The organism is Pseudomonas baetica (assembly GCF_019733355.1).
Taxonomy (GTDB): domain Bacteria; phylum Pseudomonadota; class Gammaproteobacteria; order Pseudomonadales; family Pseudomonadaceae; genus Aquipseudomonas; species Aquipseudomonas baetica_A.
In genome coordinates, this window is record NZ_JAIHLQ010000009.1 from 96,629 (window position 1) to 123,059 (window position 26,431).

The following is a 26,431-nucleotide window of genomic DNA, read 5'->3' on the forward strand; positions in this document are numbered from 1 at the left end:
GAGAGAAGAGATCACAGCGTACTTCTGTTATCTGTTCAAACAGCTGACGTGGATCAGTTGATGGTCACATTTCATTGTTAATGAATGACTTATGAAATGACTGATGGCATAAAGCTTTCGCCGGAAAGGCCCGTTTCAGAGGCTTTCGCTCAATATGATTGGGAATGGCCCCTTTTCCTTTGGAACTATCAAGCTAGTTCTTTTTCAGGGTTTGGCAAATATCGGCCTCTGTTTTCAGTACAGAATAAAATAATCAGGACCCGCGCGAAGAAAGTGCCTGTCCGTTTTTGGCGTTAGCGTTATTGGCTATTTATAAAAGGCGTTAATCGGTGTTATTCAATAAACGTAATTACGCTTTATCCGTTTAGTTAAATAGTGACTATGTGATAAATGAGCGGCCACCGTCGACCCGGGAAAAGGAAGATTGAAATGTCGCAACCGACGCAAAAGCTGCAACTGGGTGCGTTGATCGCCCTGGTGGTGGGTTCGATGATTGGCGGGGGAATTTTTTCCCTGCCGCAGAACATGGCGGCGCACGCCGATGCCGGGGCGATTCTGATCGGATGGGGGATCACCGCGATCGGCATGTTGACCCTGGCGTTCGTGTTCCAGACCCTGGCCAATCGCAAGCCCGAACTGGACTCAGGTGTTTATGCCTATGCCAAGGCCGGATTTGGCGACTACATGGGGTTTTCCTCGGCATGGGGTTATTGGATCAGTGCGTGGCTGGGCAACGTCGGTTATTTCGTTCTGCTGTTCAGCACCCTCGGCTACTTCTTTCCGGTGTTCGGCCAAGGCAACACGCCCATCGCTATCGGCTGCGCGTCGGTGCTGCTGTGGGCCGTGCATTTTCTGGTGCTGCGCGGGATCAAGGAGGCGACGTTCATCAATCAGGTGACCACGGTGGCCAAGATTGTGCCGCTGATCATGTTCATCGTCATCGCCGCCCTGGCGTTCAAGGCTGACATCTTCACCCGTGATATCTGGGGCCACAGCAACCCGAGTTTTGGTGGGGTGATGGATCAGGTGCGCAACATGATGCTGGTGACGGTGTTCGTGTTCATCGGCATCGAGGGCGCCAGCGTGTACTCGGCGCGGGCGCAGAAACGCAGTGACGTTGGCCGTGCCACGGTGATCGGTTTCATCGGTGTGCTGGCGCTGTTGGTGCTGGTCAACGTGTTGTCACTGGGGATCATGAGCCAGCCGGAACTGGCGACCCTGCAGAACCCGTCACTGGCGGCGGTGCTGGAACACATCGTCGGGCCGTGGGGCGCGTTGCTGATCAGCATTGGCCTGGCGGTCTCGTTGCTTGGCGCATTGCTGTCGTGGGCGTTGCTCTGTGCCGAAATTCTTTTCGCCACGGCCCGGGACAAGACCATGCCGGCGCTCCTGAAAAAGGAAAACGCCAACCATGTACCGGTCAATGCGTTGTGGCTGACCAACGTGATGATCCAGATTTTCCTGTTGATCACGCTGTTTTCGGCCGGCACTTACACCCGTCTGATTTATCTGGCGTCGTCGATGATTCTGGTGCCGTACCTGTGGTCGGCCGCCTACGCCGTGCTGTTGAGCGGACGCGGCGAAACCTACGAACACGCCTCGGCCGAGCGCACCAAGGACCTGCTGATCGGCGGCATCGCCCTGTGTTATGCGGTGTGGTTGTTGTACGCCGGCGGGGTGAAATATCTGCTGCTGTCGGCGCTGTTGTATGCGCCGGGGGTGATCCTGTTTGCCAAGGCCAAGCATGAACAGGGCGAGCCGCTGTTCACCCCTGTCGAGAAGGGGATTTTCACCTGCGTGATCATTGGCGCGGGGCTGGCGGCTTACGGTCTGTACAGCGGGGTGCTGTCGTTGTGAGGTTGACGAGCCGCACAGATTGACCCTGAATCGCAGGTGTCGGTGCGGCCGTCTTCGCGAGCAAGCCCGCTCCGACATTCAATCGCGTTCCGTCAGAAGAAACTCGGTCAAATGTGGGCGCGGGCTTGCTCGCGAAGGGGCCCGAAAGCTCATCACCACTGCGCTTGATGCGACCCCAGTTCGGTGGCCGGCAACGCCCACTGCAGCGGCGTCCCGCTGATCTTTACCGGCACTTGCACGCGATGCGCCGGCCCCCACGGGGTCTGTTCAACGAGCAGGCCCTTATCCTGATCATCTTCGGCGCGTAGCGCTTCATCGGTGCCCCGTCCATGCTCGATCAACAGCTTCGCCGTGCGCGCCAGCGACAACCGTGCCGATCCACTTCGACCGCTGTGCAAGCGTTCGGTGAGCAAAGTGATCGCACTCGCCGCCATCAGATACCCGGTGGCGTGATCCAGCGCCTGCACCGGTAAAGGCGTCGGTTTGTCTGCGTGCTGCCAGCGCTGTCCGGCCTCGGCGATGCCGCTGCTCATTTGCACCAGGCTGTCAAAGCCGCGGCGGTTGTGCCACGGGCCGCTCCAGCCATAGGCATTGAGGCCGACGTCGATCAACCCCGGCGCCAGTTGCCGCCGCCGCTCAACGCCAAAACCAAGGTTCTCCAGCGCATCGGCGCGGTAGCCGTGCAACAGAATGTCGGCGTCCTGCAATAACGTCTCGAACACCGCACGATCCACCGGCACCTTTAGATCCAGACGCGCGCAGCGCTTGCCGAGCGTCACCTCCGGCACCACGCCGGGTTCGCCCCAGGTGGGCGGATCAATACGCAGTACATCGGCGCCGAGACCGGCGAGAAAACGGCTGGCGGTCGGGCCGGCGAGTACGCGGGTCAGGTCCAGAACCTTGATCCCGGCCAACGGTTGCGCCACCGAGCCCTGCCAGGTTTTGCCGCATGGGTGCTGATCGCAGATGAAATGGACGAGCGGCTCGGCATTCACCGCCAACCCTTGCGGATGCTGTTGCCACTGCGCCCAGTTGCGCATCTGCGCGGCACAGCCCTTGGCGTCAACGACTGCTTGCTCCAGATCCTGGCTGGTCCATTGCGCGACTTTTGCAGCCATCGCTGCACGATCGGCACAGATACCCAGCACGTTTTCAGCGGCAGCACGATGATGCGGGGCGTTGGTGTGCAGGCGAATCCAGCCGTCCTGGGTGGCGTAGTCACCGGCGACGGGGTCCCACAGCGGCGGCACTTGCCAGCCAATCGGGCGCAGCGAGGTGGCGAACCAGAACGAGGCTAATCGGCGGTCGACTTCAACGGCCGGCAAACGGCCCGTCTGTTGTTTGAGCAATTCGCCGATGGCTTGTCCGGCACCGGCAATGCTGGCGCAGGCCAGGTCGGTCACGGCGAACGCCGAGGGCAGGGCGCCACTGGCGGTGAACGCAATCGGCGTGTGCGGCAAGCCGAGTGCGGCTTGAATGGACGTGAGTAAATCAGTCATCAAAGGCCCTCCGGAGCGAGAGGGCGATGATAGTGCAAAACGTTGTCTGGTCAGATGAAAGTGCTGACGGATGAACGCTGACCCTGTGAAAGCGGGCTTGCTCGCGTAAGCGGTCTATCAGTCAACGATGATGTTGAATGTGCCGACGCCTTCGCGGGCCAGCCCGCTCCCACAGCGGGCAGTGCTGATTTTCAGACGCGGAACTGATCCATCAACTTCATCTGCTGACTGGCCAGGGCATTGAGCTGGCTGCTGATTGCCGCCGATTCAGTGGCTTGCTCGGTCAAGGTTTCAGTCACCGTACGGATCGCCGAGACGTTGCGATTGACCTCTTCGGCCACGGCGCTTTGCTGTTCGGCGGCGCTGGCGATTTGCAGGTTCATGTCGCTGATCACGGTCACCGCATCGCTGATCTTGCCCAGTGCATCCACAGCCTGACGAATCTGCCCAGCGTTGTTGTGCGCCTGGGTCTGGCTTGAGTGCATGGTCGCGACCACGCCACGGGTGCCGGTCTGGATACGTTCGATGACCACGCGAATTTCTTCCACCGAGTCCTGGGTACGTTTGGCCAGGTTGCGCACCTCGTCTGCCACCACCGCAAAGCCGCGACCGCTCTCACCGGCGCGGGCCGCTTCGATGGCCGCGTTGAGGGCCAGCAGGTTGGTCTGTTCGGCGATGCTGCGGATCACTTCCAGCACCGAGCCGATCTGCTCGCTGTTGACCGCCAACTCCTCGACTTCGGTCACCGCTTTGCTAACTTCGTCGGCCAGTTGGCTGATATCGCGGGTGCTGCGTTCGATGATCGACATACCTTCCTTCGCCGACTGGTCGGCTCCTTTCGCAGCATTGGCCGCGTTCGAGGCACTGTTGGCAACATCGTGGGCGGTGGCGCTCATTTCGTTGGACGCGGTGGCGACCTGGTCGATTTCGCGGAACTGCACCTGCATGCCTTCACTGGTCTGGCGGGCAATTTCCGAGGACTGATCAGCGGTGCCACGGGCTTCGGTGATGCTCTGCTTGATCTGGGCGATGGTCGGTTGCAGTTTGTCGAGGAAACGGTTGAACCAGTTCACCAACTCGCCCAGTTCATCCTTCTTGGTGTAGTCCAGACGTTGAGTCAGATCGCCTTCGCCGCTGGCAATGTTTTTCAGCATCTGGGCGACGCTGTTGATCGGGCGGGTGACGCCCGAAGCGGTGAGCCAGATCAGCAGCAGGCCGATTACGCCGGCCACCACCGCCACTAACAGCGCTGTGATCATGCCGGTTGTGTGCGCCTCATCCAGCACTGCTTGCAGCTTGACCGCGTCGGCCAGCAACACTTGTTTCGGCAGGTCAATGACCACGCCCCAGGCACGGGAGTTGCCGATCGGATCGACCGGATACACCGCACGGATCAGGTCGCCCTGTTCGAGAATTTTCGGTGTGCCGCTGCCGATCAGTTGCAGCACGTCCTTGCCATCGGCACCGAGGGTGTCGGTGATCGTCTTGCCGACCTTGGTGGCGTCGGCACTGTCGGCCCCCAGCACACCGCTGCCCGAGACGATCAACATGTGCCCGGCGTTGTTGAACAAGTCACGCTGGGAGTCCACCGCGGCGGCCTGCAGGGCGTTGAGGGCGATGTCGACGCCAACCACGCCGATGGCTTTGCCGTCGACGATCAAGGGCACGGAAATGGTCGTCATGAGCATTTCCTTGCCGCCGACAGTATCGGCATACGGGTCGAGCAGGCAGGTGCGCTTGTTGTCGCGAGGGCAGGTGTACCAACTGTTGTACGGCGTACCGCTGACACTCAACGTGGTTTTGGTCATGTCTTCTTCGACCATGACCGTGTTCAGCGCCGAGCCGGCGGCGCGGCTCCAGTAACTGGCAAAACGTCCGGCTTCGTTGGATTGACGGGCGGCGTCATTGGCGAACTCGCTGTCCTTGCCGTCCAGCGCGTTGGGTTCGAATGCCAGCCAGATGCCGAGCACTTTGTCGTTGCGCTCGAAGGCTGTTTTCAGGCTCTGGTTCAACTCTTCACGCAGCGCGCCAGCCTCCAGCGAACGCTTGGCGGCCATCACGCGCATGTCCTTGATCTGGTCGGCCAGCGCCGTGATCACGGTCAGACTTTCGCCGAAGGTTTTCTGCACCCGCACCGCTTGCTCGGCGGCTTTGGCTTGCAGCAGATTCTCTACGCTGGCGGTGAGCATCTTGCTGCTGGAGTGGCTGACCAGTTTGTCGTTCTGGTTGGTCTGGTAGATGTTCATGCCGACGATCAGCGCGACCACACCGAGCAGGCACAAACCAGAGAGCAGGACGATTTTCAGGCGAATGGAAAGAGAGTCGAACATGGGCGTTCTCGCGAATGAATGAGCGGTTGGCCACGTCGGGAGTGACCCTGTTCGCCAAATCCATTCAGCGCCATTCAATGCACATCGGCGTGAGGCGGGGACGCATGAGGGCAGTGCCGACGAACGGTCGTCGTTAAACGTTTGCGCAGGAGAATGTGTCGAAAAAAGGCTTGATTACAGGGAAGTTTCAGCGTGGTGACGGGGTGGTTTCCGGTCGCGACCAGATCCACAGGTTGCCCAAGCTCATCCCGGCAATTGCCAGATAGACCGGCCAGCCGTGATCGAGCAGCACCAGCATCAACGTCGCACACAGCAGCATGCTGATCGTGGCGCTGACCTTGGCCTTGCGCGCAATGATCTTGCCGTTGCGCCAGTTGCTCAGGATAGGTCCGAACAGCCGATGGTTTTCCAGCCAGGCACTCAGGCGCGGCGAACTGCGGGTTGCTGCCCAGGCCGCGAGCAGGATGAACTCGGTGGTCGGCAGGCCGGGCACGACGATGGCGATCAGGCCGATGCCGAGGCTGACATAGGCCAAGAGGCCGAACAGCAGGCGGGCGAGTTTGGAGGAGGCGGGTTGCGGCATGGGCTCAGCGCGTGGTTTATGAAGCTGGATCGGGATCTTACAGGCTTATGCAATTCCCTGTGGGAGCGGGCTTGCTCGCGAAGGCGCAGTGTCAGCCACCCCATTCTTTGAATGTCAGACCGCATTCGCGAGCAAGCCCGCTCTCAGAAGGGAAGTGTCAGGCCATTTCTGCTTCAGTCGCATAAGCTCGTTCCAGCAGCACGGTGAAGCGGTTAAAGGCGTCGATTGCGCCTTGCTCAACGTCGGCCTCTTCCTCAGCGGTGAACACCAATGAGTCTAGGGTTTTGACGAAACGCTTCCAGCCTTCGGCGCGTCCACCTTGCGGTTCACCCAAGTGACGGGCACCAAAGGTTTCGCTCAATTCCAGCGCCACGGCGCGTTTGATCAAAAACGCCGCGCCGAGTTTGGAACCTTCGGAGACGAAGAGCCAGCCCAGGGCGCGGGCCTTGCTCGGATTTTTCAGCGCGCCGGCCACTGGGGCCGGCACGTCGGTGTGCAGATCCGCCAGGTCAGCCTTGGCCGCTTCGGCGCGGCACCGGGCTGGCAAGTCAGCAATGATCGCGGTCAGTTCGGCATCGTTGTACAGCTCAACCAGTTCCGACTGGAACAGGTACTGCGCAACGACAAACCGGGCGAAGTTGGCGCGGGTTTCGAACGGTGCGTGGGCTTTGACCAGCGCGTCGAGCTTGGTGTGCGGCGCGTGAGTGATCTGGTTCAGGCGTTGCGAACGCAGGGCTTTTCCCGTAGGGGTCATGGGGTGTCCTTGATAGAAGAGGCGCTTGATAACGAGACGAACGGGCCAGTGCCTGAGCGTAAAAAAAGTCACGGCGCGGTGCATGAACACACGCCGTGAGGTCGGCCGGGTCAGATGTCCCAGATCAGATTGATCGCGAAGTTGCGGCCCGGTTGGGTCAGTCGATCAAGGTTGGCCGGTTGCGTTACCGAGGCTTCGCCGACGCTGTCGTAACCGCGCACGTCATCCCACAGCCAGTATTGCTTGTCGGTCAGGTTGTAAATGCCGCCGCTGACGGTGACGTCGTCGGTGATTTTGTAGTACCCGGCCAGATCCAGAATGCCGAAGCCCGGCGACTTGAACTGGCTGCTGACGCCATCCGGCGATTTGAAGTTGCTGTCGTCGACACGATCTTTTTTCTTCACCACGGTCCAGCTCAGCAGGGCGCCGTAGTGGTCCTGGTCATAACCCAGACCGAGCACGCCGGTCAGCGGGTTGACGCTGTTGAGCGGTTCGCCGTTGTCGTTGTTGCGACCGTAGGCGTAGGCAATCGAGCCCTGGGTGTACAGGCCTTGTGGCGCACCGAAAGCATCCAGGTTCAGACGACCTTTGACTTCCGCCCCCTTGATGGTCGCGTGCTTGATGTTGTTGCTCTGGAAGGTCAACGCGTCGTCGCCCGGCTTGACCGCGTCTTCATTAATGAAGTCGCGGTACTTGTTGTAGAACACCGCCACGTCGAACGAGCCGGATTCGAAATGGCCGCGCAGACCGGTTTCATAGCTTTTGCTTTTTTCCGGCTCAAGGCCCGGATTCGGCGCCACGGTGTAACCGGTGGTGTTGTTCTCGAAGCGACCGTACAGCGCTTTCGCGGTGGGCGTGCGAAAGCCCTCGGCGTACTGACCGTACCAGGTGTAGTGCTCGTTAAAGGCGTAGGTCAGGCCGAATTTGGGCGAGACCTTATGCCAGGTCTTGTTCTTGTCGCTGACCGTACCTTGGCGATCGGCGTTTACGGTATTGAGGAATTGCTCGGTGATGTGCGGCTTGAGTTCGGTGTAGTCGTAGCGCAGGCCCGGCAGGAAGGTCCAGTCGTTCCAGCTGATCTGATCCTGAGCAAACACGCTGTAGGTGTTGATGGTCGGGTCCGGGAAGTCGCTGGCCTTCTTCAATACGTCAGCGGCACTGGTCGCGCCGATTGCGCTGCAGCCACGCCCCACGGCCAGGCACTTGCCGTCGCCGCTGCGTGAGCCGGTGACTTTCTGTTGCTTGATGGTGGTGCCGTAGGTCAGGACGTGATCGGTCTCACCGATGGCGAAAGCCTTGTCCAGTTGCGCATCGAACACCCACTGTTTTTCCTCGTAGATCGTGTCGCGAGTACGCAGCACTTTGCGGGTCATCGGGTAGTAATACTCTTCGGTGCGCTGGTCAGTCTTGGCGATCTGGTGGTTCAGGCTCCACTTCACGTTGTCGCCCAGCAGGCTGTCGAGGGCGAAGCTGTGTTCGATACCGAAACGCTCGCGGGTGATCGTGTCGTTGCCGGTGCGCCACTGGTACATGCCGCCGGGCAGCATGCTGTTGGGGATGGTCGGGGCGCCGTTGAAGTACGGGCCGCCGTAGGCGCTTTTCTGATCGGTGTCGCGATCGTCCTTGTACTTTTCGTAGGTCAGGCCCAAGCGCGAATCTTCGTTGTAGTTCCAGCCGATCTTGGCCAGTACGTTGCTTGCCTTGACGTCTTCCGGGTTGGCGGCGGTGCGCTCAAGGCCTGTGCCGTGGTTGCTGCCGTAGGCATCGGTTTCATGGCCGTCACGCTGGCTGTAATGCAGCAAACCGTCGAACTGATCGGCACGGCCGGCGACGGTGGCGGACTTCAACCAGCTCTCATCGGCCGAGCTGTAACCGGTTTTAAGGCGGGCGCCGACGTCTTTGCCGGGCTTGATGATGTCGTCCGCATCGAGGGTGTAATAGCTGACCGCGCCGCCGATGGCGTTGCTGCCGTACAGCACCGAGGCCGGGCCACGGAGGATCTCGACGCGTTTGACGATTTCCGGGTCGACGTAGTTGCGTTGGGTCTTGGCGTACGGGCCGTTGAAGAACCCGTCCGGTACTTCGACACCGTCAACCTGAGTCAGGATGCGGTCGCCATCGATGCCGCGGATGTTGTAACCGCTGATGCCGCCTCGCTGGCCGGCGCCGCCGACGGAGACGCCCGGCTCATAGCGCACCAGATCCTTGAGGGTGTTGACGTTGTTGTGATCCAGTTCTTCACGGGTATGCACACTGACGGTGGCCGGCACGCTGTTGACCGATTGTTCCTGACGGGTGGCGCTGATGGTCACTTGATCCAGATTCAGTGCGCCGCTGTTACGGCGCATCTGCAGCACGACGTTGTTTTTGCTCAATGTGCGAACGCTCAGGTTGGTCCCCACCAACAGGCGCTCCAGGGCTGTTTCCGGCGGCAGCGAGCCACGCACGCCCGGTGACGACACGCCCTGAGCCAATTCTGCCGACAGGCCGACCTGCCAACCCGTGACGGCGGTGAAGGCATTCAGTGCCGACACCAGCGGTTGCTGGCCAATCGAGAACGAGTAATCACCCATGTTGCGTGTCGGTTGCTCGGTGGCAGCCATGAGCGGTGCGGTACCGGCCATGAGGATGGCAGCGGTCAGCAGCGACAACACGCGGGAAGGGGAAGCAGTCTGGCGGGTAAGGCGAGAGGACATCGATAGCGCTCCGTGTCGCACGAATCTTTATAGGTGCTGATTGGCGTCCGAAGATGCGAATCAATTGCATTGGCTATAACTAGACGAACGCGCTTTGGCTATCGAGTAAAAATAATTCTCATTTAGTTCAGGATCACCAGCGCCGGGAATTCCTGCAGGCGCGCCGAGGTGATGTGAGCGAGGGAACGCACCACGTCCAGTGGCTGATCGAGGCGGTAATTGCCAGTCACGGCGACATCAGCCAACTGCTCGTTGGTGTTGATGATCCAGCCCGGATAGTAGCGGCGCAGTTCGGCCAGCACCTGATTCAACGGGCAGTTCTCGAACACCAGTCGGCCTTGCACCCAGGCCAGATCGGTCGAGGCGTCAAGTTTGGCCGGGCGGTCGAAGCCGTTGGGGCCGATGCGAATACTTTCTCCGGCAGACAGACGCACCCGGGCATCGTTATGCGTAGCGCGCAAATCGACATCGCCGCGTTGCACGTTGACCTGCGCCACGCCGTCCAGATAACGCACCGCGAACGCGGTGTCATGCACGCTGGCCTTGACCGGGCCAGCGTCGATTTCCAGCGGTTGCTTGCGGTTGCCGGCAATCTCGAAAAACGCCTCGCCCTGGTACAACCGCGCGACGCGCAGTTGATCGTTGATGGTGCTGGAGAACGCCGAATTGGTGTTAAGCAGGACTTTCGAGCCGTCCTCCAGTTGCAGATGCTGACGCTCGCCGACCACGGTCAGGTGATCAGCCTGGATGCGCAGCGGCACATTGCTGAAACTGAACAAACCGAGCAGCAATACCGCGGCGGTGGCCAGTGGTTTCCAGTGTGGACGCAGACGGCTGAGGACGCTGACTTTCGCAGGCGCCGCCGCCAGGGTTTGCGCGCACTGAGCGATTTGCGGGCCATCCCAGATCGCTTGGGCCTTGGCAAACGCCTCGGCATTCAACGGATCGGCCGCCAGCCAGGCATGAAATTGCCGGGTCTGTTCCTCGTCCGGGCTGCCTAGCACGATGAGCCAGTCCAGTGCCTGGTCCATTGCGTTTGCAGCGTCCCGCGCCGATTCCGGCGAAGGCGAGCGGTGGGTGTCCGTCACGGTGTTTCCTCGGCAGTGTCTGCGCACGGCTGTTTTTTTAGTGAAGCGTAAAAGTCGGGCAAGGGTAACAAAGCGCAAAGCTTAGTGCAGTCGAACCTGGCGCTTACGGAAAGAGCCTACAGCCTCAGTCGCCATTCAAGCGTTCAGCGACGCCAATGCAGATGGTCATGATCAGTTTCAATTCTTTTTGCACGGTGCTTAAAGAGACATTCAGTTCGTCGGCGATTGCCTGATAGCTGTGCCCGTGCAGACGGCTGAGGATGAAAATCTGCTGCTGACGGGTGCTCAGTTGACTGAGACTCACGTTCAAGCGTTCGAGCAATTGTTCGGCGTGGGCGGCGTCTTCGGCGCTGCTGGCAGGGGCGGCGATGCTGTGCACGACGTCCTGCGGCACGTCATCGACCATGGTGCGTGAATGAATCTTGCGCGCACGCAGATGATCCAGCGCCAGATTGCGTGCGGTCTGGAAGACAAAGGGTTCGAGGTGGTCGATGGCCCGCTCGCTCAGCGCCCGCGTCACGCGCAGGTAGGTTTCCTGCAACAGGTCTTCAGCGGTGCTGTGATTGTTGACCATCCGTTCCAGCGTGCGCAGCAACGAAGTGCGCTGGGTGAGGAAGACATGGTTGAAGCGCGATTGACTCACGGGAGGACCTGATCCATTTGAGGCGAATGATAATGCTTATCATCTAGTCGAATGGTCAAGCCTTGATTTCAGATTGAAATCGCCAACCTGTGGGAGCGGGCTTGCTCGCGAAGGCGTCGTGTCAGGTGACTCATCTATCGATTGAACCACCGCTTTCGCGAGCAAGCCCGCTCCCACATGGGGAGTGCGGCTTACTCCGCGTTACACAACGCCAGGCAGTTATCCAGCATGCGGTTGGAGAAGCCCCACTCGTTGTCATACCAGGCCAGCACCTTCAGCAGTTTGCCGCTGGATTTGGTGTGGTTGGCGTCGAAGATCGACGACAGCGGGTTGTGGTTGAAGTCGCTGGAAACCAGCGGCAAGGTGTTGTAGCCGAGAATTTTCGAGTGCTGGCTGGCAGCCTTGAGCAACGCGTTGACTTCCTCGGCGCTGGCTTCTTTCTTCAACTGCACGGTCAGGTCCACCAGCGACACATTGATCACCGGTACACGCACAGCCATGCCGGTCAGTTTGCCGGCCAGTTCCGGCAGCACCAGGCCCACCGCTTCAGCGGCGCCGGTTTTGCTCGGGATCATGTTCTGCGTGGCCGAGCGCGCGCGGTAAGGGTCGGTGTGATAGACGTCGGTCAGGTTCTGATCGTTGGTGTAGGCGTGAATAGTGGTCATCAGGCCGCTTTCGATCCCCAGTTCGCGGTGCAACACCTGCGCCACAGGCGCCAGGCAGTTGGTGGTGCACGAAGCGTTGGAGATGATCTGGTGCGACTGGCGCAGAATGTCGTGGTTCACACCATAAACCACGGTGGCGTCGGCGCCTTTGGCCGGGGCCGAGATGATGACTTTGCGCGCGCCGGCAGTAATATGCGCGGCGGCTTTGGAACGGTCGGTAAACAGACCGGTGCATTCGAACACCACGTCAATTTTTTCCGCAGTCCATGGCAGTTCGGCCGGGTTGCGAATGGCACTGACGGCAATGCGGTCGCCGTTGACGGTCAGGCTTTCGTTGTCATGCGCCACTTCGGCGTCGAACGTGCCATGAACGGTGTCGTACTTGAGCAGATGCGCGTTGATCGAGCTGTCGCCCAGATCGTTGATGGCGACGATCTGCAAATCCTGTCGGTAGCCTTGGGTATACAGTGCGCGCAGGACATTACGGCCGATGCGGCCAAAACCATTGATTGCGATTCGAAGAGTCATGAAACAGCGCCGCCGTCGTTTTGTTGTTGGAATTACAAGATTATTCGCATAAAAATAGAAAACAAGCCTTTTTAGTGGCAATATTTTGTTTTATCTACAACGAGTGACCTGAATCAACTGGTCCGAATGATCAAAAACACCGTCTGTCATTCCAACAACAACGGTGTTTGATCAGCATAGACAATCAGGTCGCCACATCCGTTAGCCTGGAGTTCTACACATGCATCCCCGCGTCCTTGAGGTCACCGAACGGCTTATCGCCCGCAGCCGCGCCACGCGTCAGGCTTACCTTGCACTGATTCACGGCGCCGCGACTGACGGGCCGATGCGCGGCAAGCTGCAATGCGCCAACTTCGCCCACGGCGTGGCCGGGTGCGGCAGCGAAGACAAGCACAGCCTGCGGATGATGAACTCGGCGAATATCGCCATTGTTTCTTCGTACAACGACATGCTCTCGGCGCACCAGCCTTACGAAGTGTTCCCGGAACAAATCAAAAATGCCCTGCGCGAAATCGGTTCGGTCGGCCAGTTCGCCGGCGGTACTCCGGCGATGTGCGACGGCGTGACCCAAGGCGAACCGGGCATGGAATTGAGCCTGCCGAGCCGCGAAGTGATTGCCCTGTCAACGGCGGTGGCGTTGTCTCACAACATGTTCGACGGCGCGCTGATGCTTGGCATCTGCGACAAGATCGTGCCGGGCCTGATGATGGGCTCGCTGCGCTTCGGCCATCTGTCGACGATTTTCGTACCGGGCGGGCCGATGGTTTCGGGGATTTCCAACAAGGAAAAAGCCGACGTGCGCCAGAAGTACGCCGAAGGCAAGGCGACCCGCGAAGAGCTGCTGGAATCGGAAATGAAGTCCTACCACAGCCCGGGCACCTGCACCTTCTACGGCACGGCCAACACCAACCAGTTGCTGATGGAAGTCATGGGCCTGCACCTGCCGGGCGCCTCCTTCGTCAACCCGAACACGCCACTGCGTGATGCCCTGACCCGCGAGGCCGCGCATCAAGTCACGCGCCTGACCAAACAGAACGGCAACTTCATGCCGATCGGCGAAATCGTCGACGAAAAGTCACTGGTCAACTCGATCGTCGCCCTGCACGCCACCGGCGGCTCGACCAACCACACCCTGCACATGCCGGCCATCGCCATGGCGGCGGGCATTCAATTGACTTGGCAAGACATGGCCGACCTCTCCGAAGTCGTGCCAACCCTCAGCCACGTGTATCCGAACGGCAAAGCCGACATCAACCACTTTCAGGCGGCGGGCGGCATGTCGTTCCTGATCCGTGAACTGCTCGAAGCCGGGCTGCTGCACGAAGACGTCAACACCGTGCTCGGCCACGGCTTGAGCCAGTACACCAAAGAACCGTTCCTTGATAACGGCGAACTGGTCTGGCGCGAAGGCCCGATCGAAAGCCTCGACGAAAATATTCTGCGTCCCGTTGCCCGTGCCTTCTCCTCGGAGGGTGGTCTGCGGGTGATGGAAGGCAACCTCGGACGCGGCGTGATGAAGGTGTCCGCCGTGGCGTTGGAAAACCAGATCGTCGAAGCTCCGGCGATGGTGTTCCAGGATCAGCAGGATCTGGCCGACGCGTTCAAGGCCGGTTTGCTGGAGAAGGATTTTGTCGCGGTGATGCGCTTCCAGGGGCCGCGTTCCAACGGCATGCCGGAGCTGCACAAGATGACGCCGTTCCTTGGCGTGCTGCAGGATCGCGGCTTCAAAGTCGCGCTGGTGACCGACGGGCGCATGTCCGGCGCCTCGGGGAAAATCCCGGCGGCGATTCACGTCAGTCCTGAGGCTTATGTCGGTGGGGCTTTGGCGCGGGTGCAAGAGGGCGATATCATCCGCGTCGATGGCGTCAAAGGTACTTTGGAACTCAAAGTGGACGCCGAAGAATTTGCCGCGCGCGAACCCGCCAAAGGCCTGTTGGGCAACAACATCGGCAGCGGTCGCGAACTGTTTGGCTTCATGCGTATGGCCTTCAGCTCGGCGGAGCAGGGCGCCAGCGCCTTCACTTCTGCCCTGGAGACGCTTAATTGAAACTGGCTTTGGTCGGTGACATCGGAGGCACCAACGCGCGGTTCGCGTTGTGGAAAAACCAGCAACTGGCATCGATTCAAGTGCTGGCCACGGCCGACTACGCCAGCCCGGAGGAGGCGATCAGCCTGTATCTGAGCGGGCTCGGTCTGGCGCCGGGGGACATCGGTTCGGTGTGCCTGTCGGTGGCCGGCCCCGTCAGTGGCGATGAATTCAAGTTCACCAACAACCACTGGCGCCTGAGCCGCCAGGCGTTTTGCCTGACGTTGCAAGTTGAGCAGTTGTTGCTGATCAACGACTTCTCGGCGATGGCGTTGGGCATGACCCGTTTGCAGCCCGGCGAATTTCGTGTGGTGTGCGAAGGCACGCCTGAGCCGTTGCGTCCGGCCGTGGTGATCGGCCCAGGCACAGGCCTTGGCGTCGGCACCTTGCTCGATCTCGGTGACGGTCGTTTTGCCGCGTTGCCGGGCGAGGGAGGGCACGTCGATCTGCCTCTGAGCAGTCCGCGCGAAACCCAGCTGTGGCAGCACATCCATAACGAGATCGGCCACGTCAGCGCGGAAACCGCATTGAGCGGCGGCGGTTTGCCTCGGGTGTACCGGGCGATCTGCGCGGTCGACGGGCATGAGCCAACACTCGACACGCCGGAAGCGATCACCGCTGCGGGATTGGCGGGTGACCCGATTGCCCTGCAAGTACTGGAGCAGTTCTGTTGCTGGCTCGGTCGTGTGGCCGGCAACAACGTGCTGACCACGGGCGCGCGAGGCGGGGTATTCATTGTTGGCGGCGTGATTCCCCGCTTTGCCGATTTCTTTGTCGAAAGCGGTTTCGCCCGCAGCTTTGCTGACAAGGGCTGCATGAGTGATTACTTCAAGGGCATTCCGGTGTGGCTGGTGACAGCGCCGTATTCGGGGCTTGTTGGCGCCGGCGTAGCCCTCGATCAATCCATCCCGACCTGAAATGCAATCCAATTGTGGGAGCGAGCCTGCTCGCGAAAGCGGTGTGTCAGTCAACAGATGTGTTGAATGTTAAAACCGATTCGCGAGCAAGCCCGCTGCCACAGTGGTTCTGTGGTGTTTGTACGTTCGATGCTTAAGGCATAATCCGCCTCAATACCAACAACAAGGATGCCTTCGAAGTGAGCTCAGTCAACAAGTCGATTTTGTTGGTCGATGACGACCAGGAGATACGCGAGTTGCTGGACACCTACCTGACCCGCGCCGGGTTTCAGGTTCGGGCCACAGCCGATGGCGCCAGTTTTCGTCAGGCCTTGAACGAGGCACCGAGCGATCTGGTGATCCTCGATGTCATGCTGCCCGATGAGGACGGTTTCAGCCTGTGCCGCTGGGTGCGCCAGCATCCGCGTCAGGCGCAGGTGCCGATCATCATGCTCACCGCCAGTTCCGATGAGGCTGATCGAGTGATCGGTCTGGAACTCGGTGCCGACGATTACCTCGGCAAACCGTTCAGCCCTCGTGAGCTGCAAGCACGGATCAAAGCCTTGCTGCGTCGTGCGCAATTCGGTCAGGAGCGCAGCGGCAGTGAAGTGCTGGCCTTCGATGAATGGCGGCTGGACATGGTCAGTCATCGGCTGTTCCACACCGACGGCGAGGAAGTGATTCTCTCCGGCGCCGATTTCGCCTTGCTCAAACTGTTCCTCGATCACCCCCAGGAAATCCTCGACCGCGACACCATCGGCAACGCCACCCGTGGCCGTGATCTGATGCCCCTCGATCGTATCGTCGACATGGCGGTCAGCCGTTTGCGCCAACGCCTGCGCGACACGGAAAAACCGCCGCGACTGATCCGCACGGTGCGTGGCAGCGGCTACCAATTGGCAGCCAATGTGGTTGCCGGCAATGGTCACTGAGTCCCTGCGCAAGCTCGCAGCCAGAGCGCCGGTGCCGCGTTCGCTGTTGGGGCGGATGTTGTTGCTGACGCTTCTGGCGATGCTGTTCGCCCAGACCTTGTCGAGTGTGATCTGGGTGTCGCAACTGCGCGCCACACAACTGGAAGGGCTGGTCACCAGCGCGCGCAGCCTGGCGCATTCGATGACGGCCAGCGTCAGTTATTTCCGTTCGCTGCCGGTGGCGTATCGGCCGCTGGTGCTCGACCAGTTGCGCAGCATGGGCGGTACCCGTTTTGTCGTGACGCTCAACGACAAACCGCTGGGCATGGACGTGCTGCCGGTCACACCGCGTAAAGCCGCCGTGATGAAAGCGGTGGATGAAGTGCTGCGTCAGTCGTTGGGGCAGGACACCGACATTTCCGTGAGTTTCGTCAGCCCCGAGGATCTGCGGATTTTCAACGCCGGGTTGAAACTCGATGAGTTGCCGCGCTCCTGGGCGCATTACGCGCTGACGCTGGAACCGGTCAATCCGCCCGTGCTGGTCACCCAAATTCAAATGGCGCCGGGCGAGTGGCTGTACATCGCCTCCTTGCTGCCCGAGCCCTACACCAGCCTTGAAGAGCAAGGCCTGCCCTCGCAGCAAGTGTGGTTCATCGTCCTCACCAGCGGTTTTCTGCTGTTGTTCATCGGTTTGCTGGTGCATTGGCAGAGCCGGCCGCTCAAGCGCCTGGCGCGGGCCGCGCGGGAGATGTCGCTGGGCGCCGATGTCGAACCGGTGGCCGAGGGCGGCGGCAGCGAAGTGGTCGAGGTGGGCCGTGCGTTCAACGCCATGCGCGAGCGCATCAGCCGTTACCTGACCGAGCGCAGCCAGTTGTTCAGCGCGATTTCCCATGACCTGCGCACACCGATCACCCGCCTGCGTTTGCGCGTCGAGTTGCTGGAAGACGAACAGTTACAAGCCAAGTTCGGTCGCGATCTCGATGAGCTGGAGTTGCTGGTCAAAGGCGCATTGCAATGCGTGAAAGACACCGACATCCACGAGAACATCGAACCGGTGGATCTCAATCATGTGCTCGATTGTCTGGTGGAGCCGTATCTGGCACCGAACGGCAATGGCCGCGTGACCCAGAACGGACGAGCGCTGGCGGCGTATCCGGGCAAACCGTTGGCGCTCAAGCGTTGCATCGGCAACCTGATCGACAACGCGTTAAAGTACGGACAGAACGCGCATCTGCACATCGATGACGACGAGCATGCGTTTGTCCTGCACGTCGACGATGAAGGGCCGGGCGTGCCGCAGCAGCGCCTGGAGCAGGTGTTTGAGCCGCACTTTCGCTTGGCGGGGCAGCAGCAGGGTTACGGATTGGGCTTGGGGATTGCGCGCAACATCGCCCATAGCCATGGCGGTGAGGTGACGTTGCAGAATTTGCGTGAGGGTGGGTTGCGGGTGACGTTGCAATTGCCACGCAGTGCCGACTAGATAGACCGCGTTATCGTTCTTCGCGAGCAAGCCCGCACACAGGTGACTGTATTTCATCTGGAGAAACGTGGTCCCCTGTGGGAGCGGGCTTGCTCGCGAAGGCGTCGGCCCATTCAACATCAATATCCATGTCACGGGTTGGTGACAAAACCTGTCCCCTTCGTTACAAGCCCGCCCCGGCCCGTTGTTTAGACTGCCCGCCGTCATAACAACAAAAAAGGCCACCCATGGATCTCTTTCACCCAGGCTTCAGCAGTTGGCTGAACGCCCCTGCCCATCATCAATGGCTCGCCGCCGAAGGCCTGCGCCTGCTGGATTTTGCCAAGGCGGCAAAACTGCCCGAAGGTTTTGGCAATCTCGACGAGCGCGGCCAGTTGCCTGCGAACGCGCAGGCCGAAACCATGAACACCGCACGCATGACTCACAGTTTCGCCATGGCCCATATTCAGGGCCTGCCAGGGTTCGCCGAGCTGGTCGATCACGGCATCGCGGCCCTGCGCGGGCCGTTGCGCGACGCGCTGCACGGTGGCTGGTTCGCGGTCGCCGAACACCGCGATGGCAACACGGGCAAGAACGCTTATCTGCACGCCTTCGTCGCCCTGGCGGCGAGTTCTGCGGTGGTCGCGCAGCGCCCCGGCGCGCAAGCTTTACTCGATGACGCGATCGACATCATCGACACGTATTTCTGGAGCGAAGAAGAGGGCGCCATGCGCGAATGCTTCAATCGCGACTGGAGCGAAGAAGAAGCCTATCGCGGCGCCAACAGCAACATGCACGCCACCGAAGCTTTCCTCGCGCTGGCCGACGTCACGGAAGATCCGCGCTGGCTGGTGCGCGCCCAGCGCATCGTTGAACGCGTGATCCACGGCCATGCTGGCGCCAATGGCTACATGGTCATCGAGCACTTTGACCGCGACTGGCAACCGCTGCGCGAGTACAACCAAGACAATCGTGCCGACGGTTTTCGCCCTTACGGCACCACTCCAGGCCACGGTTTTGAGTGGGCGCGGCTGCTGCTGCATCTTGAGGCCGCGCGGGTGCAGGCCGGTATGCTCACACCCGGCTGGCTGGCGACCGACGCGCAGAAACTGTTCGAAAACAACTGCCGTCACGGTTGGGATGTCGATGGTGCGCCGGGCATTGTTTACACCCTCGACTGGGACAACAAAGCCGTGGTCCGCCATCGCCTGCACTGGACGCATGCCGAAGCCAGCGCCGCGGCCAGTGCCTTGCTCAAACGCACGGGCGAGGCGCAATACGAAACCTGGTATCGGCTTTTTTGGGATTTTTGTGAAAGCCATTTCATTGACCGCTGCAACGGCAGTTGGCACCACGAACTCGACTCACAGAACCGCCCAAGTGCCGATATCTGGCCGGGCAAACCCGATCTGTATCACGCTTGGCAAGCCGTACTGATCCCTCGTCTACCCTTGTCGCCGAGTATGGCGAGTGCGCTGGCGCAGTTGTCCCAGAGCGCTGCTATGTAATCAGTCATGTAACCATGTCGTGACATTCGCGCGTCCCTTCGTTACCTGCGAAGCGAAACGTCCTGTTTAAACTCCTGTGCAGCGCAAGCACCAGACTTGCAACGCATAACAACAAGAAAGGTACATCTCAGATGAATGCGATTTCTCGCCTCGCTACTGTCATTTCTGTCGCCTCCCTGTTCCCGCTCGCAATTCTGCCCCTCAGTGTGTCCGCTGCCGAATCCAAAGGTTCGGTGGAAGTCGTGCATTGGTGGACGTCCGGTGGTGAAAAAGCCGCTGTTGATGTGCTCAAGGCCCAAGTCGAAAAAGACGGTTTCACCTGGAAAGATGGCGCTGTCGCCGGTGGTGGCGGTGCGACTGCCATGACCGTACTGAAAAGCCGTGCTGTCGCTGGCAACCCTCCAGGCGTTGCCCAGATCAAAGGCCCGGACATCCAGGAATGGGCGTCGACCGGTCTGCTCGACACTGACGTGCTCAAAGACGTCGCCAAAGAAGAGAAGTGGGACAGCCTGCTCGACAAGAAAGTCTCCGATACCGTGAAGTACGACGGTGATTACGTGGCCGTTCCGGTGAACATTCACCGCGTCAACTGGCTGTGGATCAACCCGCAAGTCTTCAAGAAAGCCGGTATCACCAAGAACCCGACCACCCTCGAAGAATTCTACGCTGCCGGTGACAAGCTCAAGGCAGCCGGTTTCATTGCGCTGGCCCACGGCGGTCAGCCTTGGCAGGACAGCACCGTGTTCGAAGCCGTTGTGCTCTCGGTCATGGGTGTTGATGGTTACAAAAAAGCCCTGGTCGATCTGGACAACGCAGCGCTGACCGGCCCGGAAATGGTCAAGGCCCTGACCGAACTGAAGAAAGTCGCGACTTACATGGACGTCGACGGCAAAGGTCAGGACTGGAACCTGGAAGCGGCCAAGGTCATCAACGGCAAGGCCGGCATGCAGATCATGGGTGACTGGGCCAAGTCCGAGTGGACCGCGGCCAAGAAAGTCGCTGGCAAGGATTACGAGTGCGTAGCCTTCCCGGGCACCGACAAAGCGTTCACCTACAACATCGACTCCCTGGCGGTGTTCAAGCAGAAAGACAAAGGCACTGCTGCCGGTCAGCAGGACATCGCCCGAGTCGTGCTGGGTGAAAACTTCCAGAAAGTCTTCAGCATCAACAAAGGCTCGATCCCGGTACGTAACGACATGTTGAACAACATGGAGAAACTCGGTTTCGACTCCTGCGCACAAACTGCAGCGAAGGACTTCCTGGCAGACGCCAAGTCCGGCGGCTTGCAGCCGAGCATGGCGCACAACATGGCGACCACGCTGGCGGTGCAGGGTGCGTTCTTTGATGTCGTGACCAACTTCATCAATGACCCGAAAGCCGATCCAGCCGATACCGCCAAGAAACTCGGCGCAGCGATCAAGTCGGCTAAATAAGCGTCGTTAGCACAGGCCCCTCCTGTGGGAGCGGGCTTGCTTGCGAAGGCGTCGTGTCAGTTGCTCCATCCGTCGACTGACACACCGCCTTCGCGAGCAAGCCCGCTCCCACAAGGGATCTCACTGTAGTTTTTATTCCCTGTACTGGATTTCCCCATGAGTTCTGTTGCTGTGTTCAGCAAAGCCTCGCCGTTCGATGCATTGCAACGCTGGCTACCCAAACTGGTGCTGGCGCCGAGCATGTTCATCGTGCTGGTGGGCTTCTATGGCTACATCCTGTGGACGTTCGTGCTGTCGTTCACTACCTCGACGTTCCTGCCCAACTACAAGTGGGCCGGTCTGGCGCAATACGCGCGGTTGTTCGAGAACGACCGTTGGTGGGTGGCGAGCAAGAACCTCGCGGTGTTCGGTGGCATGTTCATCGGCATCACGCTGGTGATCGGCGTGCTGCTGGCGGTGTTCCTCGACCAGCGTATTCGCCGCGAAGGTTTCATTCGCACCATTTACCTGTACCCGATGGCGCTCTCGATGATCGTCACCGGTACCGCTTGGAAATGGCTGCTCAACCCGGGCATGGGCCTGGACAAATTGTTGCGTGACTGGGGCTGGGAAGGCTTCCGTCTCGACTGGCTGATCGACCCGCATCGCGTGGTGTATTGCCTGGTGATTGCGGCGGTCTGGCAGGCCTCGGGCTTCATCATGGCGATGTTCCTCGCCGGCCTGCGTGGCGTTGATCAATCGATCATTCGTGCTGCACAGATCGACGGCGCGAGCATGCCGACCATCTACTGGAAAGTGGTGCTGCCAAGCCTGCGTCCGGTGTTCTTCAGTGCGGTGATGATTCTGGCGCACATCGCGATCAAGAGCTTCGACCTGGTTGCAGCGATGACGGCCGGTGGCCCGGGTTATTCCTCCGACCTGCCGGCGATGTTCATGTACTCGTTCACTTTCAGTCGCGGCCAGATGGGCATGGGCTCGGCCAGTGCGATTCTGATGCTCGGTGCGATTCTGGCGATCATCGTGCCTTACCTGTACTCCGAGCTGAGGACCAAGCGTAATGACTAGTCTCGCTGCCAAACCTGCGATCAGCCTGAGCCGCATCGCGATCTACGCGGTGCTGATCCTCGCTGTGTTCCTTTACCTGATTCCGCTGGTGGTCATGCTGTTGACCAGCTTCAAGACCCCGGAAGACATCAGCACCGGCAACTTGCTGAGCTGGCCGACCGTGGTCAGCGGTATCGGCTGGGTCAAGGCCTGGGCCACGGTTGATGGTTACTTCTGGAACTCGATCAAGATCACTGTTCCGGCCGTGATCATCTCTACCGCTATCGGTGCGTTGAACGGTTATGTGCTGTCGATGTGGCGCTTTCGCGGTTCGCAGTTGTTTTTCGGTCTGCTGTTGTTCGGCTGCTTCCTGCCGTTCCAGACCGTGCTGCTGCCGGCCTCGTTCACCCTCGGCAAGATGGGCCTGGCGAGCACCACCACCGGGCTGGTGTTCATCCACGTCGTTTACGGGCTGGCGTTCACCACGCTGTTCTTCCGTAACTACTACGTGAGCATTCCCGACGCGCTGGTCAAAGCTGCACGCCTTGATGGCGCAGGCTTCTTCACCATTTTTCGGCGGATCATTCTGCCGATGTCGACGCCGATCATCATGGTTTGCCTGATCTGGCAGTTCACGCAGATCTGGAACGACTTCCTGTTCGGTGTGGTGTTCTCCAGCGGTGATTCGCAACCGATCACGGTGGCGCTCAACAACCTGGTCAACACCAGCACCGGGGCCAAGGAATACAACGTGGACATGGCAGCGGCGATGATCGCCGGCCTGCCGACCCTGCTGGTCTATGTGGTCGCAGGCAAGTATTTCGTGCGCGGGCTGACGGCCGGCGCAGTCAAGGGGTAATCATGGCAACGCTCGAACTTCGCAATGTAAACAAGACCTACGGCGCCGGTTTGCCGGACACCCTGAAGAACATCGAACTGTCGATCAAGGACGGTGAGTTCCTGATCCTGGTCGGCCCGTCGGGCTGCGGCAAGTCGACCCTGATGAACTGCATCGCCGGCCTGGAAACCATCACCGGCGGCGCGATCATGATTGGCGACCAAGACGTCAGCGGCATGAGCCCCAAGGATCGCGACATCGCCATGGTGTTCCAGTCCTACGCGCTGTACCCGACCATGAGCGTGCGCGAGAACATCGAGTTCGGTCTGAAGATCCGCAAGATGGCGCAGTCGGCGATCGATGAAGAAGTCGCTCGCGTGGCCAAGCTGTTGCAGATCGAACACTTGCTCAACCGCAAGCCCGGTCAGCTTTCCGGTGGTCAGCAACAGCGCGTGGCGATGGGCCGTGCCCTGGCGCGGCGGCCGAAGATCTACCTGTTTGACGAACCGCTGTCCAACCTCGACGCCAAGCTGCGCGTCGAGATGCGCACCGAAATGAAACTGATGCACCAGCGCCTGAAAACCACCACGGTCTACGTGACCCATGACCAGATCGAAGCGATGACGCTGGGCGACAAAGTGGCGGTGATGAAGGACGGCATCATCCAGCAGTTCGGTACGCCTAAAGAGATCTACAACGACCCGGCCAACCTGTTCGTGGCGAGCTTCATCGGTTCGCCGCCAATGAACTTCATCCCGCTGCGTCTGCAACGCAAGGACGGTCGTCTGCTGGCACTGCTCGACAGTGGCCAGGCGCGTTGCGAATTGCCGATGGGCATGCAGGACGCCGGTCTTGAAGATCGCGAAGTGATTCTCGGCCTGCGTCCAGAGCAGATTGTTCTGGCGAACGACGAGGGCAATGGCCTGCCGAGCATTCGCGCCGAAGTGCAGGTTACCGAGCCGACCGGTCCGGACACGCTGGTATTCGTCAACCTCAACGACACCAAGGTCTGCTGCCGTCTGGCACCGGACGTGGCGCCGCAGGTGGGCGAGAACCTGACGCTGCAATTCGATCCGTCGAAAGTGCTGCTGTTCGATGCCAAGACTGGCGAGCGGTTGGGTGTTGCCGGTCAGGCGCAGGCCGAAGCGCGGTCTGCCAACGTGGCCCAGTTCAAAGGCCGCTGAAGAGCAAAATGTGGGAGCACGCGGTGGATTGCCTGTAATCCATCGCAAATTATGTAAACCGCGTTAGATAAAAACAGTTAATAACAATAAAGACGAGGATGTAGGGATGAAAAAGAAACACGTCAATGCCCGGTTGATCTGCCAAGTGTCAGCAGCGGCAGCATTGGTGCTGGCCGGTAATGCAATGGCCGCCGATGCGTTCAGCTCCGATTCCAAATGGATGACGGGCGACTGGGGGGGTGAGCGGACCAAGCTGATCGAGCAGGGTATCGACATCAAGGCCGATTATGTTGGGGAAGTCGGTGGCAACCTGCACGGTGGCTACAACGACGACAAGACCGGCCGCTACAGCGACCAGTTCGGTTTGGGCGTGGCACTGGATCTGCAAAAACTGTGGGGCTGGGACAACACTCAGGCCAAGATTCAACTGACCAACCGTAACGGTCAAAATATCTCCAACGACCGCGTGGGCGACCCGCGTGCCGGCACCTTGAGCTCGTCTCAAGAAGTTTACGGCCGTGGCCACATGGTGCGTCTGACCCAGTTGTGGATTCAGCACCAGTTCTTCGACAACAAGCTCGACGTCAAGGCCGGTTACTTCGGTGAAGGCGAAGACTTCAACACCTTCCCGTGCGAGTTCCAGAACCTGGCGTTCTGCGGCTCCCAGGTGGGTAACTGGGCGACCAACATCTGGTACAACTGGCCCGTCAGCCAGGCCGCGATCCGCGTGAAGTACAACATCAACGACGAGCTCTACGCGCAGATCGGTGCGTACAACCAGAACCCGTCGCAACTGGAACACGGCAACGGCTTCAAGCTCAGCGGCAGCGGCACCAAAGGTACTGTTTTGCCGGTCGAACTGGTCTGGTCGCCTAAGGTCAACAGCTTGCCAGGCGAATACCGCGTCGGTTACTACAAGAGCACCGCTGATGCCAGCGATGTCCGTGAAGACATCAACGGCAACGACGCTGCAACCACCGGTAACGCCTACCGCACCCACAGCAGCAAGCACGGCTACTGGTTCGTGGCGCAACAGCAACTCACCAGCCACAACGGTGACGCGACCCGCGGTCTGAACATCGCCGCCAACGCCACGTTCCACGACAAGGACACCAACTTCATCGACAACTATCAGTCGGTGATGTTTGTCTACAAAGGCCCGTTCGACGCGCGTCCAAAAGATGACATCGGTATTGGCGCGGCGCGTATTCACGTCAACGATGACGTGAAGAAAAACGCCGAACTGCTCAATGCATCCAATGGTGTTTCGGACTACGACAACCCGGTGTTCTCGCCGATTCGTGAAACCGAATACAACTACGAGATCAACTACGGCTTCCACGTCACTAACTGGCTGACCGTACGTCCTAACCTGCAATACATCACTCATCCAGGTGGCGTGGACGCAGTGGACAACGCTTTGGTCGCCGGTCTGAAAATTCAGTCGGTGTTCTAACGCGTCTGCGATAAGCTCCTCTCTATGTGCGCATATTTGCGGACAGCCAAGGCTGTCCGCTTTTTTTTGGGGCCAGGCGCCGCCCTGTGAAAGACGAGTTCAGGATCGTGGCCAATGCATGAGCATCCGCTACAACGCTTCTTCAAGTCCCTGCGCGAACAACCGGTGTTTGCCTGGGAGCGCTATCAGATGCGCGACGTATTGGTGATCGATCATCCGCTGTGTCAGGCGGTGTTCAGTCGTCAGGGCGCGCAGTTGCTGCATTTTCAGCCGCGCGGGCAAAAGCCGTGGTTGTGGTGTGCGGCGAAGTGGCCGCATGTCGGTGCCATCCGTGGTGGCGTGCCGGTGTGTTGGCCGTGGTATGGCCGCCACCCGAGCGAAAACGCGTGGCCGTCCCATGGCTGGGCGCGGCTGCTCGACTGGAAATTGCTCGACAGCAGCAGCGCCGAGGATGGCGTGCGCTTGCACTGGCAATTGCAGCTGTGCGATTGGCAGGTCGATCTGCACGCGCACTTGGGCGAACGCATGGAATTGCGTCTGAGCACCGAGCATCAGGACGACATGCCGTGTCAGTTGAGCCAGGCGTTGCACGCTTACTGGCGTATTGGTGATGTCGGTGAGATAGCGCTGTCCGGCCTCGAAGGCGCGCAGGGTTATGACCAGTTGAACCGCCAGGTTTGTCAGCAAGAAGGCGAGTTGCGCGTCGATGGTGGCTGTCAGCGGGTGTTCCAGCACGACGGCGAATTACAGCTCAAGGATCACGCCTGGCAGCGCGAGTTGTGCATTGACACCGGTGACACGGCGGACACGGTGGTCTGGCATCCGGGTTCGCGGCCGCTGTTGGGCGTGAGTTGGGATGAGATCTCGGAGTTTGTTTGTGTTGAAGCGGCGACGGGCGGGACGGACAGCCTGCATCTGGCGCCGGGGGTTAAGGCGCATTTGAGTTTGCAGGCGTGGGCGGCGGCCTAGATTT

The 26,431-nt window shown here is 59.9% G+C and carries 20 protein-coding genes and 1 pseudogene; 12 read left to right on the forward strand and 9 right to left on the reverse strand.

Annotation, left to right across the window (positions count from 1 at the left end; genetic code table 11):
* Nucleotides 1-429 precede the first annotated feature (429 nt).
* Entirely contained in the window at nucleotides 430-1,857 is a 1,428-nt protein-coding gene (gene arcD / locus K5E40_RS10795; protein ID WP_221730704.1) for an arginine-ornithine antiporter, read from the forward strand.
* A 152-nt stretch (nucleotides 1,858-2,009) separates the two neighbouring features.
* On the opposite strand, the gene K5E40_RS10800 is transcribed toward arcD, so the two are convergent.
* The 9 genes and pseudogenes from K5E40_RS10800 to gap form a co-directional block, all read right to left on the reverse strand.
* Entirely contained in the window at nucleotides 2,010-3,356 is a 1,347-nt protein-coding gene (locus tag K5E40_RS10800) for a CoA transferase (protein WP_221730705.1), read from the reverse strand.
* A 191-nt stretch (nucleotides 3,357-3,547) separates the two neighbouring features.
* Complete coding sequence (locus K5E40_RS35580) at nucleotides 3,548-4,303, reverse strand: methyl-accepting chemotaxis protein (RefSeq protein ID WP_409339134.1); 756 nt, start codon at nucleotides 4,301-4,303, stop codon at nucleotides 3,548-3,550.
* Nucleotides 4,304-4,453: 150 nt separating this feature from the next.
* Nucleotides 4,454-5,686: pseudogene (locus K5E40_RS35585) on the reverse strand (chemotaxis protein); the annotation flags it as partial.
* Nucleotides 5,687-5,873: 187 nt separating this feature from the next.
* Nucleotides 5,874-6,269: a YbaN family protein gene (locus K5E40_RS10810; RefSeq protein WP_221730707.1), complete on the reverse strand. Its 396-nt coding sequence runs from the start codon at nucleotides 6,267-6,269 to the stop codon at nucleotides 5,874-5,876.
* 157 nt (nucleotides 6,270-6,426) lie between these two features.
* The gene (locus K5E40_RS10815) at nucleotides 6,427-7,023 is read right to left on the reverse strand and encodes a biliverdin-producing heme oxygenase (protein ID WP_221730708.1); all 597 of its coding nucleotides are present in this window, start codon (nucleotides 7,021-7,023) and stop codon (nucleotides 6,427-6,429) included.
* 110 nt (nucleotides 7,024-7,133) lie between these two features.
* Nucleotides 7,134-9,719 (reverse strand): TonB-dependent receptor, encoded by a 2,586-nt coding sequence (locus tag K5E40_RS10820; protein WP_221730709.1) that lies wholly within the window; start codon nucleotides 9,717-9,719, stop codon nucleotides 7,134-7,136.
* A 122-nt stretch (nucleotides 9,720-9,841) separates the two neighbouring features.
* Entirely contained in the window at nucleotides 9,842-10,807 is a 966-nt protein-coding gene (locus K5E40_RS10825; protein WP_221730710.1) for a FecR domain-containing protein, read from the reverse strand.
* Nucleotides 10,808-10,931: 124 nt separating this feature from the next.
* On the reverse strand, nucleotides 10,932-11,450 hold the full coding sequence (locus K5E40_RS10830; protein ID WP_221730711.1) for an RNA polymerase sigma factor: 519 nt from the start codon (nucleotides 11,448-11,450) through the stop codon (nucleotides 10,932-10,934).
* 191 nt (nucleotides 11,451-11,641) lie between these two features.
* Complete coding sequence (gap, locus tag K5E40_RS10835) at nucleotides 11,642-12,643, reverse strand: type I glyceraldehyde-3-phosphate dehydrogenase (RefSeq protein WP_221730712.1); 1,002 nt, start codon at nucleotides 12,641-12,643, stop codon at nucleotides 11,642-11,644.
* A gap of 220 nt (nucleotides 12,644-12,863) precedes the next feature.
* Between gap and edd the strand changes: the two genes are divergently transcribed.
* The 11 genes from edd (at nucleotide 12,864) to K5E40_RS10890 (ending at nucleotide 26,427) form a co-directional block, all read left to right on the forward strand.
* Nucleotides 12,864-14,690 (forward strand): phosphogluconate dehydratase, encoded by a 1,827-nt coding sequence (gene edd / locus K5E40_RS10840; protein WP_221730713.1) that lies wholly within the window; start codon nucleotides 12,864-12,866, stop codon nucleotides 14,688-14,690.
* Nucleotides 14,687-15,646 (forward strand): glucokinase, encoded by a 960-nt coding sequence (locus K5E40_RS10845; RefSeq protein WP_221730714.1) that lies wholly within the window; start codon nucleotides 14,687-14,689, stop codon nucleotides 15,644-15,646. The genes edd and K5E40_RS10845 overlap by 4 nt, the downstream gene beginning before the upstream one ends.
* Nucleotides 15,647-15,825: 179 nt before the next feature.
* Nucleotides 15,826-16,557 carry a response regulator gene (locus K5E40_RS10850; protein WP_221730715.1) on the forward strand — a complete coding sequence of 244 codons (732 nt, stop codon included), beginning with the start codon at nucleotides 15,826-15,828 and terminating at the stop codon, nucleotides 16,555-16,557.
* On the forward strand, nucleotides 16,547-18,016 hold the full coding sequence (locus K5E40_RS10855; protein ID WP_221730716.1) for an ATP-binding protein: 1,470 nt from the start codon (nucleotides 16,547-16,549) through the stop codon (nucleotides 18,014-18,016). Before K5E40_RS10850 ends, K5E40_RS10855 begins: the two co-directional genes overlap by 11 nt.
* Nucleotides 18,017-18,243: 227 nt before the next feature.
* The gene (locus tag K5E40_RS10860) at nucleotides 18,244-19,503 is read left to right on the forward strand and encodes an AGE family epimerase/isomerase (protein ID WP_221730717.1); all 1,260 of its coding nucleotides are present in this window, start codon (nucleotides 18,244-18,246) and stop codon (nucleotides 19,501-19,503) included.
* Nucleotides 19,504-19,634: 131 nt separating this feature from the next.
* Nucleotides 19,635-20,936, forward strand: a complete 1,302-nt coding sequence (locus K5E40_RS10865) for an ABC transporter substrate-binding protein (RefSeq protein ID WP_221730718.1) — start codon at nucleotides 19,635-19,637, stop codon at nucleotides 20,934-20,936.
* Between the two features lie 156 nt (nucleotides 20,937-21,092).
* Nucleotides 21,093-22,001 carry a carbohydrate ABC transporter permease gene (locus K5E40_RS10870; RefSeq protein ID WP_221730719.1) on the forward strand — a complete coding sequence of 303 codons (909 nt, stop codon included), beginning with the start codon at nucleotides 21,093-21,095 and terminating at the stop codon, nucleotides 21,999-22,001.
* Nucleotides 21,994-22,839, forward strand: coding sequence for a carbohydrate ABC transporter permease (locus K5E40_RS10875; protein WP_221730720.1), 846 nt, complete (start codon nucleotides 21,994-21,996; stop codon nucleotides 22,837-22,839). Before K5E40_RS10870 ends, K5E40_RS10875 begins: the two co-directional genes overlap by 8 nt.
* Nucleotides 22,840-22,841: 2 nt before the next feature.
* Nucleotides 22,842-24,002, forward strand: a complete 1,161-nt coding sequence (locus K5E40_RS10880) for an ABC transporter ATP-binding protein (protein ID WP_221730721.1) — start codon at nucleotides 22,842-22,844, stop codon at nucleotides 24,000-24,002.
* A gap of 106 nt (nucleotides 24,003-24,108) precedes the next feature.
* Nucleotides 24,109-25,458, forward strand: a complete 1,350-nt coding sequence (locus tag K5E40_RS10885) for a carbohydrate porin (RefSeq protein ID WP_221730722.1) — start codon at nucleotides 24,109-24,111, stop codon at nucleotides 25,456-25,458.
* Nucleotides 25,459-25,572: 114 nt separating this feature from the next.
* Nucleotides 25,573-26,427, forward strand: coding sequence for a D-hexose-6-phosphate mutarotase (locus K5E40_RS10890; protein ID WP_221730723.1), 855 nt, complete (start codon nucleotides 25,573-25,575; stop codon nucleotides 26,425-26,427).
* Nucleotides 26,428-26,431 lie beyond the last annotated feature (4 nt).

Bases quoted from the DNA above. Each gene is read 5' to 3' on its own strand.
- arcD (WP_221730704.1), top strand. From the start codon at position 430: ATGTCGCAACCGACGCAAAAGCTGCAACTGGGTGCGTTGATCGCCCTG.
- K5E40_RS10800 (WP_221730705.1), bottom strand. From the start codon at position 3,356: ATGACTGATTTACTCACGTCCATTCAAGCCGCACTCGGCTTGCCGCAC.
- K5E40_RS35580 (WP_409339134.1), bottom strand. From the start codon at position 4,303: ATGCAGGTGCAGTTCCGCGAAATCGACCAGGTCGCCACCGCGTCCAAC.
- K5E40_RS10810 (WP_221730707.1), bottom strand. From the start codon at position 6,269: ATGCCGCAACCCGCCTCCTCCAAACTCGCCCGCCTGCTGTTCGGCCTC.
- K5E40_RS10815 (WP_221730708.1), bottom strand. From the start codon at position 7,023: ATGACCCCTACGGGAAAAGCCCTGCGTTCGCAACGCCTGAACCAGATC.
- K5E40_RS10820 (WP_221730709.1), bottom strand. From the start codon at position 9,719: ATGTCCTCTCGCCTTACCCGCCAGACTGCTTCCCCTTCCCGCGTGTTG.
- gap (WP_221730712.1), bottom strand. From the start codon at position 12,643: ATGACTCTTCGAATCGCAATCAATGGTTTTGGCCGCATCGGCCGTAAT.
- edd (WP_221730713.1), top strand. From the start codon at position 12,864: ATGCATCCCCGCGTCCTTGAGGTCACCGAACGGCTTATCGCCCGCAGC.
- K5E40_RS10855 (WP_221730716.1), top strand. From the start codon at position 16,547: ATGGTCACTGAGTCCCTGCGCAAGCTCGCAGCCAGAGCGCCGGTGCCG.
- K5E40_RS10860 (WP_221730717.1), top strand. From the start codon at position 18,244: ATGGATCTCTTTCACCCAGGCTTCAGCAGTTGGCTGAACGCCCCTGCC.
- K5E40_RS10865 (WP_221730718.1), top strand. From the start codon at position 19,635: ATGAATGCGATTTCTCGCCTCGCTACTGTCATTTCTGTCGCCTCCCTG.
- K5E40_RS10870 (WP_221730719.1), top strand. From the start codon at position 21,093: ATGAGTTCTGTTGCTGTGTTCAGCAAAGCCTCGCCGTTCGATGCATTG.
- K5E40_RS10875 (WP_221730720.1), top strand. From the start codon at position 21,994: ATGACTAGTCTCGCTGCCAAACCTGCGATCAGCCTGAGCCGCATCGCG.
- K5E40_RS10880 (WP_221730721.1), top strand. From the start codon at position 22,842: ATGGCAACGCTCGAACTTCGCAATGTAAACAAGACCTACGGCGCCGGT.
- K5E40_RS10885 (WP_221730722.1), top strand. From the start codon at position 24,109: ATGAAAAAGAAACACGTCAATGCCCGGTTGATCTGCCAAGTGTCAGCA.
- K5E40_RS10890 (WP_221730723.1), top strand. From the start codon at position 25,573: ATGCATGAGCATCCGCTACAACGCTTCTTCAAGTCCCTGCGCGAACAA.